Consider the following 15,223-nt stretch of genomic DNA (forward strand, 5'->3'; position numbering starts at 1 on the left):
GGTTTTGAGAAACACAAAAGGCGGTGCAGAGGATGCACCGCCTTTTTCGTGTGAAGCTTTTGCCTCTTAAAGAACCGTGTCGAGCACAGCCTTCAGCCGCGCGGTGGTGGCGGGCACGTCATAAAGCTTGTCCAGACCAAAGAGGCCAAGGCGGAAGGTCATGAAGCCCTCAGGCTCATCACAGGCGAGCGGCACACCGGCGGCGATCTGCATGCCTTCGGCCATGAACTTGCTGCCGTTCCGAATGGCCGGATCAGCGGTGTAGCTGACCACCACGCCCGGTGCGCCAAAACCTTCTGCGGCGACGGATTGGATGCCTTTGTCCTTGAGCAGCGCACGCACGCCGTTGCCCAGCGCCCATTGCGCCTCGCGCAGCTTGTCAAAGCCATAGTCGCGTGTTTCCAGCATGGTGTCGCGGAAGGCGCGCAGGGCATCGGTGGGCATGGTGGCGTGATAGGCGTGGCCGCCGTTTTCATAGGCCACCATGATGTCGCGCCATTTCTTCAGATCGAGCGCGAAGCTGTCAGACTGTGTTTCCTCCAAACGGTTCAGCGCGCGTTCTGACATCATCACAAGGCCCGCTGAGGGCGAGGCGCTCCAGCCTTTTTGCGGGGCAGAACACAGCACATCGACACCCAGCGCTTTCATGTCGACCCAGACACAGCCCGAGGCGATGCAATCCAGCACCATCAGCGCGCCAACTTCATGGGCGGCAGCGGCCATGGCGGCGATATAGTCATCGGGCAGGATCACACCGGCGCTGGTTTCCACATGGGGTGCAAAGACCACCTGAGGTTTTTCTGCGCGGATCTTGGCCACCACATCGTCGATCGGGGCTGGTGCAAAGGGTGCGGTGGCATCGTTGCCGGTCTGGCGCGCTTTCATGACGGTGCTTTCCGCAGCAAAGCCGCCCGCCTCAAAGATCTGGCTCCAGCGGTAGGAGAACCAGCCGTTGCGCACCACGAGGGTTTTCTGACCTGCCGCGAACTGACGCGCGACGGCCTCCATGCCATAGGTGCCGCCACCGGGCACAAGCGCCACGCCATCTGCGTTATAGACCTCTTTCAGCAGATCGGAGATGTCGCGCATCACCTGCTGAAAGGTCTTGGACATGTGGTTGAGGGAGCGGTCGGTAAAGACCACGGAAAATTCACTCAGCCCACCGGGATCAATGTCATGTGCCATATGCACTCTCCTATATCTGTTGCCCCGGATGTATCCTGCAGCCTGTAAAAAGCAAAGTCACATGACGGCGACGCAGCCGTTGTGCCCCCGCTTACAGCGGACCGGGGCGGCGCTCTTCACTGAGCAGAACATTGGCCTCCACATTGCCCACCCCGGGCAGGGTCATGACGCGGCGACGCAGGACGCGCTCAAAGTCAGAAATATCTCGCGCCGTGACGCGCAGGCGGTAGTCATACATGCCCAGCACGTGCTCGACAGTCTGCACCTCAGGAATGGCGGTCACCGCACGCTCAAAATCTTCAAGGCTGACACGGCCCTTGGTGGCCAGTTTGATGCCCAGAAAGACCGTCACCCCGAAGCCAAGCTTTTCACGATCCAAATCCAGTTTGCGCCCGGCAATGGCGCCGCTGTCCTGCAGCCGCTTGATACGACGCCATGTGGCCGGTTGCGAGAGGCCAAAGCGCCGCCCCAAGGCCCCTGCGTTCTGGGTGGCATCCTCGGCCAGCGCCTTCAGCAGCGCGCGGTCGATATCATCCAGATCAATCATATGGGCAGGCTCTCATCCGATTTGATGCGCGCCACATGCATGAGCGCCTCAATGTCTGCGATATGGGGCAACGTCAGGATGCGGCGGCGGTAGATCTCCTGATAATGGGCCATGTCTTTGGCAATCACCGAGAGGCGCACATCAACCTGCCCCAGAAAGGTCTGTATCTCGATGACCTCGGCAATATCGCGGGCGGCCTCCAGAAAATCGTCAAAGGCGCGGGATTGGGTTTTATCAAGGGTCACACGCAGGCTGACCTCCACCGCATAGCCCAAGGTCTGCCAGTCGATCACCCCGCGCTGGCCGCGCAGAATGCCCGCTTCGCGCAGCTTGTCGATTTTGCGCGACATGCGGGAGGTGGTGAGGCCAAGACGGTCGGCAAGCTCCGGCACCGACTGACTCGGATCGCCCTGAAGGTGGCGCAGTATGCGTCTATCGAGATCATCAAGCATGAAATTGACGATAAATCACACATGAAAGAATAGAAACCTCGAAATCGCCCCTGATTTTGCCGATCACAACACTCTCTTTCCCCAGAGGAATGCCTATTGTGGCCGCAACATCAAACAGAGGAGCGTTCATCATGCGCGTTTATTACGATCGCGACTGCGACATCAACCTGATCAAAGACATGAAAGTGGCCATCCTGGGCTACGGTTCCCAAGGCCACGCACACGCGCTGAACCTGCGCGACTCCGGCGCGAAGAACGTTGTTGTGGCGCTGCGCGAAGGCTCCCCTTCCGCGAAGAAAGCCGAAGGCGAAGGCCTGCAGGTGATGGGCATTGCCGAAGCAGCCGCTTGGTGTGACGTGATCATGTTCACCATGCCCGATGAACTTCAGGCAGAAACCTACAAGAAATACGTACACGACAACATCAAGCCAGGTGCCGCGATTGCGTTTGCCCACGGCCTGAACGTGCACTTTGGCCTGATCGAGCCAAAAGAAGGCGTGGACGTGATCATGATGGCGCCTAAGGGCCCAGGTCACACCGTGCGCGGCGAATACACCAAAGGCGGCGGCGTGCCTTGCCTCGTCGCGGTTGACACCGACGCAACCGGCCGCGCGCTGGAAATCGGCCTGTCCTACTGCTCCGCCATCGGTGGCGGCCGCTCCGGCATCATCGAAACCAACTTCCGCGAAGAGTGCGAAACCGACCTGTTCGGCGAACAAGCTGTTCTCTGCGGTGGTCTGGTTGAGCTGATCCGCTGTGGTTTTGAAACTCTGGTGGAAGCAGGCTACGCGCCTGAGATGGCCTACTTTGAGTGTCTGCACGAAGTGAAGCTGATCGTGGACCTGATCTACGAAGGCGGCATCGCGAACATGGACTACTCCATCTCCAACACCGCAGAATACGGCCAGTATGTCACCGGCCCACGCATCCTGAAGTACGACGAAACCAAAGCCCGCATGAAAGCGGTTCTGGAAGACATCCAGCAGGGCAAATTCGTACGCGACTTCATGCTGGAAAACGCGGTTGGTCAGCCAACCATCAAAGCGTCCCGTCGTGCAAACGACGAGCACATGATCGAAGAGACCGGCGCAAAACTGCGTGGCATGATGCCTTGGATCTCTGCCGGCAAAATGGTCGACAAAGAAAAGAACTAACGTCTTTTCAGAGACTTCAAAGGGCGCCCTTCCGGCGCCCTTTTTTGTCTAAACGCCTAACTTGTGAGCCCCTATGTCAGAGCAAACCAGCCCACAGATCACTGCCGCCAGCTGGCTTATGGTGGCCACGCTTGGCCTTGTTTGGGGCGGCACGTTCATGGTGCAGAAACTGGCGCTGGAGCATTTGCTGCCGCTTTGGGTGGCGGCAGGCCGCATTGGCTTTGCCGCGCTGATCACCACGGTGATCTGGCAGATGCGTGGCGGCGGGATGTTTCGCTCAGAAGAACGGGACTGGGGCCGGTTGATCTGGGTGTCGATGCTGAGCGCGGCGGTGCCGTTCATGTTCCTCGCCTGGGCGCAGCAATATGTGACCTCTGCTTTCACAGGCGTCTCGATGGCCGCCGTTGCACTGATCGTTTTGCCACTGGCGCATTTTCTGGTGCCGGGCGAGCGCATGACGCTGCGCCGGACATTGGGCTTTCTGATTGGATTTGCAGGGGTTTTGGTGCTGATCGGCCCCGCCGCTTTTGCCTCAAGCGGCAGCCCGCTTGAAGGCTGGGGGCAGCTGGCCTGCTTGTCGGCAGCCGCCTGCTATGCGGTTTCCTCGATCCTGATGCGGCGCTTGCCCCCGCTGGATCCGGTTGGCCTGTCGGCCACCACATTGCTGTTTGGCGCAGCTTTGGTGATCCCGCTGGCCGCGCTGCAGCACGGCTTGCCCCCGATGCCCTCGGCCGAGGGGCTGGTGATTGTCGCGGTGCTGGGCTTGGTGCCGACGGCGGCGGCGGGCCTGCTGCGCATTCTGGTGATCCGCACGGCAGGGCCGGTGTTCATGAGCCTCACCAATTATCAGGTGCCACTGTGGTCGGTGGTCTTTGGTGTGACCGTGATGGGAGAGCCACTGCCCGGCTCTCTGATCTGGGCCACATTGCTGATCCTGTCAGGCGTCGCGCTCAGCCAATATGGCGCGTTGCGACGCCTCTTCTTCCCGCGTGGCGGCTGAGCCCTAGGCGACGGCGTCCTGCACCGCATCCACCACGCTGTCCACGGTGCGCTCCAAGAGCTGCGCATCTTCGCACTCCGCCATCACACGCACCAAAGGTTCGGTGCCGGATTTGCGAATGAGCAGACGCCCTTGCCCGGCCAGCGCCTGTTCTGCCGAGGCAATGGCGGTTTGCACGGAGGAGGTCTCCAGCGGGGTCTGCCCTTCGCCGTAGCGCACGTTCTTCAGAAGTTGCGGCACGGTTTCAAAGACTTGAGAGAGCTTGCTGGCGGGGGCGTTGCTTTCCACCATCGCGGCGATGAATTGCAGACCCGCCATCAGCCCGTCGCCGGTGGTGGCATAGTCGGTCATCACGATATGGCCGGATTGCTCGCCACCGAGGTTGTAGCCGCCCTTGCGCATGGCCTCGACCACATAGCGATCCCCCACGGCGGTGCGCTCCAGCCGCAGGCCTTCGCCCTCCATGAACCGCTCCAAACCAAGGTTTGACATCACGGTGGCAACCAAAGCGCCGCCTTTCAGCTTGCCTGATTTGGCCCAGCGGGAGGCCAGAAGCCCCATGATCTGATCGCCGTCAGCCACCTTGCCGTTTTCGTCAATGATCATCACCCGGTCCGCGTCGCCATCCAGGCAGATGCCCACATCCGCGCCGTGGGTCACCACCGCTTCCTGCGCGGTGCGGGTGCTGGTGGAGCCGCAGTTTTCATTGATGTTGTGGCCATTGGGAGAAACCCCGATGGAGATCACCTCTGCACCAAGTTCCCAAAGCGCCTCTGGCGCGGCGCGGTAAGCTGCTCCGTTGGCGCAGTCGATCACCACTTTCACGCCGCGCAGTGGCAAGGCGCGGGGCAGCGAGCTTTTGACCCGCTCGATATAGCGGAAGCGGCCGTCATCGATCCGTTTGGCGCGCCCGATGTTCTGCGCCTGTGCGGGCTCCACCCCGGTTTCAATCAGATGCTCAATCTCGGCTTCAGCCTGATCGGACAGTTTAAACCCGTCTGGCCCGAAGAACTTGATGCCATTGTCTACGGCAGGGTTGTGGCTGGCGGAGATCATCACGCCAAGATCGGCGCGCATGGAGGTGGTCAGCAAGCCGACTGCCGGCGTTGGCACCGGGCCAAGCAACAGCACGTTCATACCGGTGGAGGTCAGACCCGCGGTGAGCGCATGTTCAAACATGTAGCCGGACAGACGGGTGTCTTTGCCGATCACCACGCGGTGTTCCGTGCCGCCGTCGTTGCGGAAGTACCGCCCCACGGCCGCACCGATCCGCAATGCCATCTCGGCGGTCATCGGATAGGTGTTGGCGGTGCCGCGCACCCCGTCGGTTCCAAAAAACTTACGCGTCATCTGCGTCTCCTGTTGTCACGGCCTGCCACAATTTCAGGGCCTGACGGGTCTCTTCTACGTCGTGGACGCGGATAATCTGCGCGCCTTGCGCGATGCCTGCAAGGGCAACTGCGATGGATCCCGGCGCGCGCTTGTCCGCAAGCGGAGCGTTGCCGATGGTGCCAATAAAGCGTTTGCGAGACGCGCCCAGCAAGATCGCGCAGCCAAGGCTGTGAAACAGGCTCAGACGGGCCAACAAAGCAAGGTTATGCGCCTGCGTTTTGCCAAAGCCGATGCCTGGGTCCACCACGATGTTCGCACGCGGAATGCCGAGGCTTTGCAGATGCTCAATTTGTGTTTCAAGGAAGTCGTAAACATCCAGAAGCACGTCATCATACTGCGGGTCCTGCTGCATCGTCGCCGGATCGCCCTGCGCATGCATCACACAGACCGGCGCATTCTGCGCCGCCGCGAGGGGGGCCAGCGCGGCGTCAAAGGTGAAACCGGACACATCGTTGATCAGGGCCGCGCCTGCGGACACAGCGGCCTGAGCCACCTCAGCCTTGCGGGTGTCGATGCTGATCGGCACCGAAAGCGCAGCCGAGATTGCGGCAATGGCCGGGGCCGTGCGGGCAATCTCTTCGTTAATCGGCACAAAGGCGGCGCCGGGGCGGGTGGATTCTCCGCCGACATCAATCATGTCAGCGCCCGCCTCTGTCATGGCACGCGCATGGTTGAGCGCGGCCGCGGCACCTTCATGGGCGCCACCATCAGAAAAGCTGTCGGGCGTGACGTTCAGAATGCCCATCAGGTTGGGGCGCGCCATCGACAGGCCGGTCACAGCGGTGCGGGGCGCCACCATACGCTGCAGCATCTCATCAGGCACAACATCAGCAGAGACAATCTCCGCCGACTGGCCCCGGGTGAGGCGTTCAACATGGGTGAACCAGCACCAGCCATCCGCCAAGCGATGCGCGTTGGCGGGGCGGGCCACGTCATATTGCGGGATGGCTCGATAATACACAGTCATGCGCGCTGCATGACCAATGCGCCCTCAAAAGGCAAGCGGTTCAACGCGCTTCGGCATCCAGAGACTGGTGACGCACCGGAATGTCGGTCTCAAGCGCATGCGCGCTGCCTGATCCAAGCACCACAAACTCCACCGCCTGCATCTCTTCGGCGAACCAAAGCGCAAGCGCAAGCGCGTCGCTCGGGGGGGCCGTTGGGCCATCCACCGCATCGAGCACAATTTTGGACGGTGCCCAGACGCAGGTCTGGTCATTTTTCATCGCCCAATCCAGCTCGGTGCGGGTGTCGACCACCACACAGCGGGAATCACGGGCCGCCAGCATCCATGCGTTTTGCTCAATGGCGAGCAGATCCACACGGCGTTGGGTCATGGCGTGGCCGGTTTTGGGCGCTGCCAGATCAGGTGCACCCACACAGAGGATCAGCGGCACATCGGTTTGCAGGAACCCGTCGATAGAGCCCGCAAGCTGTTCGGACATGCGCGCCTCATTAGACACAAAGACAACGCGCGGCTGCGGGGCCTCTTCTTCAATGATCTCCTCAACAGGCGCGAGATGCGCCTTGCGGCTGCGGACAATCTCGACCCCCAGAGCACCGGGGCCGCGATCCAGCTTCTCGATGCGCACAAAAACCCGATGGGCCTGCGGCTCAAGCAGGATGCGGTCGGCAACGCGGGCCGCGAGGGTTTCCAGCAGGTTCAGACGCTCGGCAGAGAGTTCAAAGGCAATCGCCTCGGTGACTTTGTCATAAGACAGGATGCGATCCACATCGTCCTCGACCACCGGGCCAAGCGGCAACACCTCTACCACCACGTTGAAGCAAATCCGCTGGGTGGTGCCTCGCTCCGCCTGAAACGCGCCGATTTCCACCTCAACGGTGTGGTCGCGCAGGGAAATGCGATCGAGCGGGTCATCTGACGAGGTGGCCTCGGCACGCTCAGAAGGATGGGCAAACGCCAATCGGATTTCGTTGCTCATGATCTCTCTTCCACGCGCTGTTGTTTCGATCCCGCCACCGAGCGGTGGTGCGGCCTTTATCAGGCCATGTGCCGCGCGGCCATAGGGCAAACGCGGCACATCAAATCGCGAAACCGAAAGAAGCGTCAGTTCTGAGACAACCGTGTGGGCATCCGGTAGAAGTGATGAACACCAATGGTTGTGGTGCGTTCATAGACACGCGACCAGCGCGGGTTCACCGCCTTGGTGTGATAGTGGGTCGCCCCAGCCGTGAGCTCCGCAGGCGCGCCGGCAAGCAGAAGGTCGGCCACTTTGCCAACCCGCTCATAGGCGCCGTGTTCGCGGATTTTATCGGACAGACCATCGCAGTTGTAGGTGAACTGGCACTGATATTTGCGACCGCTCGCAGTGCCCTGATTGATCACGCCACAGACGCTTCCGGGAAAGGCCGAGTGTTCGGCGCGATTGAGGATGACTTCGGCCACAGCGAACTGGCCTTTGACGCTTTCACCGCGCGCCTCAAAATAGAGCGCCTCGGCCATGCATTGCCATTCCGCTGTGCGTTTCTCATCGTTCACCTTTGGCAGGCTGTCGATAAACGCGCGGCTGTAGCTGATTTCGGTTGGCTTAGGCTTTTTCGGCGCGAAAATATCGCGCAAAGTCTTGCCATCAAAAAGTACCAATTGTCGTGGTTTGGTGGAGGCAGATTCGGTCGCTGGTGTCGTCTCCGCGTAGCTGTTGCCCACAGTCAGGGCCGCAGCCAAAAAGGATGCAATCAAGTAGCGCATGATGACCTCGTTTTATGGGGTTTATGACCCCGGCGGCTTTAAAACGGGGTGTTGTTAACGAAAAATAAACGAAACGTCCACTCACAGGCTTGTCACAGCCAAAACACTGCGCTGGCTCCTAAAGAGATTTTGTGAAAAAGGTGTTATTTTACTGGAGCTTATCTTTGATCGCCAGTTGGGCTGCTGCCAGTCGCGCCACGGGCACCCGAAACGGGGAGCATGACACGTAATCAAGCCCAATCTGCCGACAAAAGGCAATCGATTCGGGACTGCCGCCATGTTCACCGCAGACAGACAGCGTCAGATCAGGCTGCGCACGGCGGCCACGCTCGGCTCCCAATCGCAGCAATTCGCCCACCCCTTCCTGATCCAATGTGTGGAACGGATCTTCGGGGAAAACGCCCTGCTGCACATAGGGGCTCATGAAGCGCCCGGCGTCGTCGCGTGACAAGCCGTAGGTCATCTGTGTGAGGTCGTTGGTGCCAAAGCTGAAGAAGTTGCAATGCTGGGCAATATCCTCGGCCCGCAGCGCGGCGCGCGGTGTCTCCACCATCACGCCAAGGCGGTAGTCAAAATCGCGCGCGCGCTCGGTGCGCACGGCGGCGGCCACCGCATCAATGCGGGTTTTCACCAGCTCCACTTCGCGCTTGGCCGAGACCAGCGGAATCATGATTTCCGGCACAAAAGGCTCGTTGTCGCCACAGGCATCCAGCGTCGCCTCAAAAATCGCGCGCGCCTGCATGTCGAGAATTTCCGGCACCGTGATGCCAAGGCGCACACCGCGCATGCCCAGCATCGGGTTGTATTCCCCCAGCGCCTCCACGCGGCGGGTCACATCGGACAGCGGCAGGTTGAGCGATTCGGCCAGATCGCGCAGGCCAGCGCGGTCGGTGGGCAGGAATTCATGCAGCGGCGGGTCAAACAGGCGGATGCAGACCGGGCGTTTGCCCATGATGTTGAACAGCTCGACAAACATCTCCCGCTGCATCGGCAGCAGGGCCTGCAAGGCAACCGCGCGGTCCGCCGAGGCATTGGCAAAGATCACCTCGCGCATCGCGATCAGCTGGTCGGCCTCAAAGAACATATGTTCGGTGCGACAGAGGCCGATGCCTTCGGCCTCAAACATCAGCGCGGTTGTGGCGTCTGCCGGGGTGTCCGCATTGGCGCGCACGCCGATGTCGCGGCTGAGATCGGCCCAGCTCATCAGGGTTTGAAAGGCATCATCCAGCGCGGCTTCCATCATTTTGGGCTCACCGGCGAGAATATTGCCGGTGGTGCCATCTACAGTGATCACATCGCCTTCGCGGAAAACCCGGCCATCGGTTGCGATGATCCGCTTTTTGCGAATCTGAAACCGCATGGAGGTGGCCCCAACCACGCAAGGAAGACCAAGGCCGCGCCCGATCACTGCCGCGTGGCTGGTCATGCCGCCGCGTTCGGTCAGGGCGGCGCTGGCGGCGTGCATGCCGCGAATGTCCTCGGGGTTTGTCTCCCGGCGCACCAGAACACAGGCCTCACCGCGGGCCGCGCAGGCCTGTGCCTCTGCCGCGGTGAACACGATCCGGCCGGTTGCCGCGCCGGGGCTGGCGGCAATGCCGCTGCCGATCACATCGCGCTCCGCTTCGCTGTCGACCTGACGGTGCAGGAGTTCATTGAGCGCGCGCGGCTCGATCCGCATCACCGCCTCTTCGCGCGTGATGATCTTGTCTTCGGCCAGCGACACGGCAATGCGCACCGCCGCGCGGGCGCTGCGTTGTACGCGCACACCGTCCAGAATGTGAATCTCGCCGTTTTCCAGCGTGAATTCGATCTGCATCTCTTCGCGCAGGCGGGCCCGCATCAGCCCGGCGTATTCAGTCAGCAGCGCAAAGGCGTCCGGCACCTTTTCCTCAAGAGAGGCACCGCGCGCATCCTTTTGCAGAAACAGCGCCCCTGCCCCGGATTTCATCGCGTCCCGGCCCTGGCTCTGGCTCATGTAGCGCCCGGTGATCTGCGGCAGACCTGTGTCGCTGTTCACCAGCTGGAGCACGCCGCTGCCGCTTTCGCCGTGGCCGACACCCAGCGCCATCGCCTGAATCACAAGACCCAGCCCCGCATCCGCAGGCGCGCCTTTAGCCTGACGCAAGAGCCGCGCGGTGGTGCCTTCCCAAGCGCGCGCCATGGAGCGCAACACCCCGATCAGCTGTGCGCTGCGGTCCTGCGGGAAAGGTTCTTCGGCCTCGTCCTCATAAGCTTCGAGAAAATCCGCGACCGCGTCGGGATCGGAATTGTCCAGATCATCAAAGATGTCGGGATCCAGTCGCGCCACATGGGTGGAGTAAGACTGAATGAATTTCAGATAGAGTTTGGCTGCTGCTTCCGCGCCAATGGTCTCGCTTAAAGAGGCAAGCTGTTCATCGTTCATGCCGATGTTCAGGATCGCGCCGGGGCCACCCCAATCGGGATCTTCGGAACTTGGGCGTACGCACAACAGCTGCCCATCTTCAAACGGCGCAAGCACCTGCGCCATATCGGGCTGTTCGCCCGCCGCAAGCCCATGCACCGCATCAAAGGACAGCGCGACGGTTGTCGGCAGCGGCAGATCAAGCCGCGCCAGACGTTGCAGACATTTGGCCCGCCCGCCATGGGTTGCAGGCGCCATGGGCGCTGTGGGGGTGATCAGGGTGATATGCGGGTCATTCTGCTGCACTGCGGCACCTATTCATTGCGCGTCGCAGCATAAACCGCATGGGGCGCGAGGCAAGTCTTAGCTGCCTCGCACGTAGAACTACACCTTAGCCTTCCACACGTGTCAGATCTGCGGCCTGCAGACAGATTGTGCGGATGCGCGACAGCAGGTTGAGGCGGTTGCGGCGCACAACTTCGTTGTCGCTGTTGACCTGAACCGCCTCAAAGAACGCATCAATCGGCGCGCGCAGGGAGGCCATGTTTGACATGGCTGACACAAAATCTTCGGTCTCGATGGCCGAAGAGATCGCCCCTTCTGCCCCATCAAGCGCGGCAAAGAGGGCTTTCTCGCTCTCGTCCTCGGCAAATTTCACATCTGCGCCAAAGGAATATTCCACGCCGTCTTTCTCTTCGGCCTGGCTCAGAATGTTGTTGGCGCGCTTAAAGCCCTGCAGCAGGTTCTCGCCATCCTCGGTGGACATGAAATCCTGCAGCGCGCGGGCGCGGGCCACCAGAAGCGCCAGATCATCGTTGCCCGGCATCGCGATGCAGGCGTCAATCACATCATGGCGGATGCCCTGATCGCGCAGATAGACCTTGAGACGGTCATGGAAGAAAGTGAGCAGATCCTGAGGCGCAGCATTGGCAATGCCACGGGCCTGAGCGGCGTGCATTTCCATGTGTTTGGCTTCGTCGCCCTCAGCCGCCTTGGCCGCCGCTTCCCAGTCCTCGACTTTCAGCAGAGCCGCAACAGCGGTCTGGGTGATATCCAGCAGGTTGATGCGCAGGCCGTTTTCCAGAACCAGACGGATCACACCCAAGGCCGCACGGCGCAGGGCAAACGGGTCTTTGGAGCCGGTTGGCTTTTCATCAATCGCCCAGAAACCTGACAGCGTGTCGAGCTTGTCCGCCATGGCCACAGCCACAGAAACAGGTGCTGTTGGCACGTCATCGGATGGGCCCAGCGGGGAGTAATGCTCTTCGCTGGCCTGACCAACTTCCGCAGGAAGCTCGGCCGCCTGCGCATAATAGCGCCCCATCAGCCCCTGAAGTTCCGGGAACTCATAGACCATTTCCGAGCTCAGGTCGGCTTTACAGGCTTGCGCGGCCATCTGTGCCAGCATCGGATCGGCGTTCACCGATGGGGCCACCGTGGTCGCGAGATCCGCAATCCGCATCACGCGCGCGCCCTGGCTGCCGATCTGGGCGTGGAAGGTCACGTTTTCGAGCTTCTCAACCCAAGGCTCAAAGCCCTGATCCTGCACCGTGCGCACGTCGTTTTCCCAGAAGAACTTCGCATCGCTCAGACGCGCAAACAGCACCTTCTGGTTGCCTGCCAGAATGGTGGCGCCATCGTCTTTGGTTTCACGGTTGGCAACGGTCACAAATTTCTCGATGCGGCCGGTTTTCGGGTTCATCACGGAGAAGAACTTCTGGTGCTCTTTCATCGAGGTCTGCAGCACCTCAGGTGGCAGGCCGAGGAAATCCTCTGCGATGTCGCCCATCAGCACCACTGGCCATTCAACCAGACCGGCCACTTCGGCCAGAAGGCCTTTGTCTTCCACCACTTCGAGACCTTGGGCAAAGGCCATGTTGGTGGCGTCGTTCCAGATGGATTCGGCGCGCTCTTCGGCGTTCAGAACCACTTTGCTGCGCTTGAGCTTGACCTCATAGTCCTCAAAGCTGGTCACGGCAAAGCGGCCCTCGCCCATGAAGCGGTGGCCTTCAGTGGTGTCGCCAGAGGTGATCCCGTCGATGTCGAGCGGCACAATGCTGTGGCCGTCCTCTGCGGACAGAATGCATAGGATCGAATGCAGCGGGCGCACCCAACGCAGGCTGCCTGCACCCCAGCGCATGGATTTGGGCCATGGGAAATTGCGAATGGTGTCTTCGAGCACCTCGGCCACGATCTCTGCCGCCGGGCGGCCCGGCTTGGTGATGGTGGCAAAGTAGACCGCGCCTTTCGGGGTCTCACGCTCTTCCAGATCTTCGCGCGCCACACCTGCGCCACGCAAGAAGCCTTCGATGGCTTTGTCAGGCGCGCCAACTTTCGGGCCTTTACGCTCTTCATTCACGGTCGGGCTTTCGGCCAGCAGGCCTTCGAGCGCCAGTGTCAGACGGCGCGGCGTGGAATAGGCGCGTGCGTGGGCATAGGTCAAACCGGCCTCGACCAGACCATCCGTCACTTTCTTTTTCAGGTCTTCAGCGGCCCGCGCCTGCATGCGGGCGGGGATTTCCTCAGAAAAGAGTTCGATCAAGAGATCAGGCATGACGGATCCTTAGAAGTTCACGATGGTCTGAATAACTACCGCGTTGGCAATATCGACGAAAAACGCCGAAACCAAGGGCAAAACGACAAAAGCGATGGGGGCCGGGCCATATCTCTTGGTCACGGCGGTCATATTGGCGATGGCGGTGGGGGTTGCGCCCAGTGAGAAGCCGGCAAAGCCCGCTGCCAGCACCGCCGCCGTGTAGTTGCGCCCGAGGGCATAGAACAGGATCACAATCACCAGCGCGATGGTGGCCGCGGTCTGCACCACAAGGGTGACAACAATCGCCCAGCCCGCCTCGCTCAGGGTGGAGAAATCCATGGTCATCAGCGAGATCGCCAGAAAGGTGCCAAGCGCAAATTCCGAGACAATGGCCAAGCTGGGCGTGCGCGCAACAGAAGGGATCTTGGGTGCCAGAATGGGCCGCAGGTTGGCCAGAATGATGCCGCTGATCAAACAGGGCACAAACAATGGCAGCATCAGCCCCAGCTGTTGCAGCACGCCATGCATGGCGTAGCCCAAAATAATCGCCAGATGCAGCGCCAACATTACCCGCATCAGGCTCACATGGGTGATTTCCAGGCCGTCGCGCTCATCCTCATAAGCCACGCCGACCACGTCGCCGTCATCGGGGCGGCTGGGCGAGAGATTGTGGCGCGAGATCAGATATTTTGCGACAGGGCCACCAATCAGCGAGGCGGCAATCAGCCCGAGGGTCGCCATCGCCACACCCAGCTCCGGAGCGCTGGCAAAGCCGGTGACTTCGGCCACATTGGGCGACCAGGCAATCGCCGTGCCATGCCCGCCAATCAGCGAAGCCGAGCCAAAGAGCACGCCGGTTTGCGCCGGTAGACCAAAGAGCTGCGCGCCTGCGATTCCGACGACATTCTGAATGAGGATCGTGCCAAGCGTCAGTACCAGCAGCAACAGCAGCACCCGTCCGCCCAGCAAAAGGTCAGACAGGCGCGCATTAAGACCGATACCCGCAAAGAAGAGCACCAGAAGATAGTCCCGCGCAGCGACCTCAAAATGCAGCGACTGCCCTGACAGCGCGGCATAGATCGCAAAGCAGGTCGAGGCGATCAGCCCGCCGGTGACAGGCTCGGGAATGTTGAACTCCCGCAGAAAGGCCACTTCGCGCGTCAGACGCGCGCCCAGCAGGTAAACTGCAAAGCCAAGTGTCGAGGTGATGAATTCGGGGAAGACAAATATCTCAGGCACTTGGCTGTGCTCCTACTGTTTTGGCGGGCAGTGATCCGGCAAAGGTTTTCCGTCAAAGGCGATTTCGCCACAGGCGTTGATTTCGTTCCAGGCAAATCCACGCCCATCGGGCAGAATGGCGACGATGCGGTCAATACCGTATTGCACCTCTTTTTCACCCAAAAACGCGAGCGCCTCACCACTTTCCAACGCCGCGCCAATCTCTTTGGCGTCAAAACAGTCAAACCAGCCCGGCGCATTGCGCGGCTCTGCCTTCTCCAACAGCATGTAGGTTTCTGTCAGCAGAGGTGCGCTCATGGGGGTGGTGAAACAGGCGCGGTAGCGGATCGGGGAGCTTTCGCTGTCGATCGCCTTGAAGTCCTCATAGAGAATGGGCTCCGGCTGTTCGCTGACCAGCAGGGTGAGCTGCACATCATCTTTGAGGTCAGACACGCGCACCTCGTCGTAGTAGCCATAGATTTGCAGCCAATACATGGCGATCCCGCCCACCAAAGCCGTCAGCACGATCACACCTCCCAGCAATTTGCCCGTCATGCGGTTGCCCCCTGAATTTCCGTCAGGCTTATGTTGCGCGAAACCGCTGCGCGGCGCACAGTCAAAGCCAAGTGATTGAGTTGATTTGAAC

At 60.7% G+C, this 15,223-nt stretch carries 13 protein-coding genes; 2 read left to right on the top strand and 11 right to left on the bottom strand.

Going from position 1 to position 15,223, the window contains the following annotated elements:
* Nucleotides 1–66 precede the first annotated feature (66 nt).
* The 3 genes from J7400_RS16525 to J7400_RS16535 form a co-directional block, all read right to left on the bottom strand.
* Nucleotides 67–1,185: an aminotransferase class V-fold PLP-dependent enzyme gene (locus tag J7400_RS16525; protein ID WP_209065186.1), complete on the bottom strand. Its 1,119-nt coding sequence runs from the start codon at nucleotides 1,183–1,185 to the stop codon at nucleotides 67–69.
* 91 nt (nucleotides 1,186–1,276) lie between these two features.
* Nucleotides 1,277–1,732: an Lrp/AsnC family transcriptional regulator gene (locus tag J7400_RS16530; protein ID WP_209065187.1), complete on the bottom strand. Its 456-nt coding sequence runs from the start codon at nucleotides 1,730–1,732 to the stop codon at nucleotides 1,277–1,279.
* A complete protein-coding gene (locus J7400_RS16535; protein ID WP_209065188.1) occupies nucleotides 1,729–2,184 on the bottom strand; it encodes an Lrp/AsnC family transcriptional regulator in 456 nt (151 codons plus the stop codon). The genes J7400_RS16530 and J7400_RS16535 overlap by 4 nt, the downstream gene beginning before the upstream one ends.
* A 131-nt stretch (nucleotides 2,185–2,315) precedes the next feature.
* On the opposite strand from J7400_RS16535, the gene ilvC reads away from it, so the two are divergent.
* Both ilvC and J7400_RS16545 read left to right on the top strand, forming a co-directional pair.
* Entirely contained in the window at nucleotides 2,316–3,338 is a 1,023-nt protein-coding gene (gene ilvC / locus J7400_RS16540) for a ketol-acid reductoisomerase (RefSeq protein ID WP_209065189.1), read from the top strand.
* A 73-nt stretch (nucleotides 3,339–3,411) separates the two neighbouring features.
* The gene (locus J7400_RS16545; RefSeq protein WP_247738863.1) at nucleotides 3,412–4,338 is read left to right on the top strand and encodes a DMT family transporter; all 927 of its coding nucleotides are present in this window, start codon (nucleotides 3,412–3,414) and stop codon (nucleotides 4,336–4,338) included.
* 3 nt (nucleotides 4,339–4,341) lie between these two features.
* Here J7400_RS16545 and glmM read toward each other — a convergent pair whose 3' ends face one another.
* The 8 genes from glmM to J7400_RS16585 all read right to left on the bottom strand — a co-directional run bounded on the left by glmM (nucleotide 4,342) and on the right by J7400_RS16585 (nucleotide 15,132).
* Nucleotides 4,342–5,688 carry a phosphoglucosamine mutase gene (gene glmM, locus J7400_RS16550; RefSeq protein WP_209065190.1) on the bottom strand — a complete coding sequence of 449 codons (1,347 nt, stop codon included), beginning with the start codon at nucleotides 5,686–5,688 and terminating at the stop codon, nucleotides 4,342–4,344.
* A complete protein-coding gene (folP, locus tag J7400_RS16555; protein WP_209065191.1) occupies nucleotides 5,678–6,697 on the bottom strand; it encodes a dihydropteroate synthase in 1,020 nt (339 codons plus the stop codon). Before folP ends, glmM begins: the two co-directional genes overlap by 11 nt.
* 40 nt (nucleotides 6,698–6,737) lie before the next feature.
* Entirely contained in the window at nucleotides 6,738–7,673 is a 936-nt protein-coding gene (locus J7400_RS16560) for a dihydroneopterin aldolase (RefSeq protein WP_209065192.1), read from the bottom strand.
* 125 nt (nucleotides 7,674–7,798) lie between these two features.
* Nucleotides 7,799–8,440 (bottom strand): cell wall hydrolase, encoded by a 642-nt coding sequence (locus J7400_RS16565; protein WP_209065193.1) that lies wholly within the window; start codon nucleotides 8,438–8,440, stop codon nucleotides 7,799–7,801.
* Between the two features lie 148 nt (nucleotides 8,441–8,588).
* The gene (locus tag J7400_RS16570) at nucleotides 8,589–11,081 is read right to left on the bottom strand and encodes a putative PEP-binding protein (protein WP_209065264.1); all 2,493 of its coding nucleotides are present in this window, start codon (nucleotides 11,079–11,081) and stop codon (nucleotides 8,589–8,591) included.
* 133 nt (nucleotides 11,082–11,214) lie between these two features.
* Nucleotides 11,215–13,377 carry a glycine--tRNA ligase subunit beta gene (glyS, locus tag J7400_RS16575; RefSeq protein WP_209065194.1) on the bottom strand — a complete coding sequence of 721 codons (2,163 nt, stop codon included), beginning with the start codon at nucleotides 13,375–13,377 and terminating at the stop codon, nucleotides 11,215–11,217.
* Nucleotides 13,378–13,386: 9 nt separating this feature from the next.
* Nucleotides 13,387–14,598: a sodium/glutamate symporter gene (gene gltS, locus J7400_RS16580; protein WP_209065195.1), complete on the bottom strand. Its 1,212-nt coding sequence runs from the start codon at nucleotides 14,596–14,598 to the stop codon at nucleotides 13,387–13,389.
* Nucleotides 14,599–14,610: 12 nt separating this feature from the next.
* Nucleotides 14,611–15,132 (bottom strand): DUF6446 family protein, encoded by a 522-nt coding sequence (locus tag J7400_RS16585; protein WP_209065196.1) that lies wholly within the window; start codon nucleotides 15,130–15,132, stop codon nucleotides 14,611–14,613.
* Nucleotides 15,133–15,223 lie beyond the last annotated feature (91 nt).

This window comes from Shimia sp. R9_2, from assembly GCF_017743735.1.
Classification (GTDB): domain Bacteria; phylum Pseudomonadota; class Alphaproteobacteria; order Rhodobacterales; family Rhodobacteraceae; genus Shimia.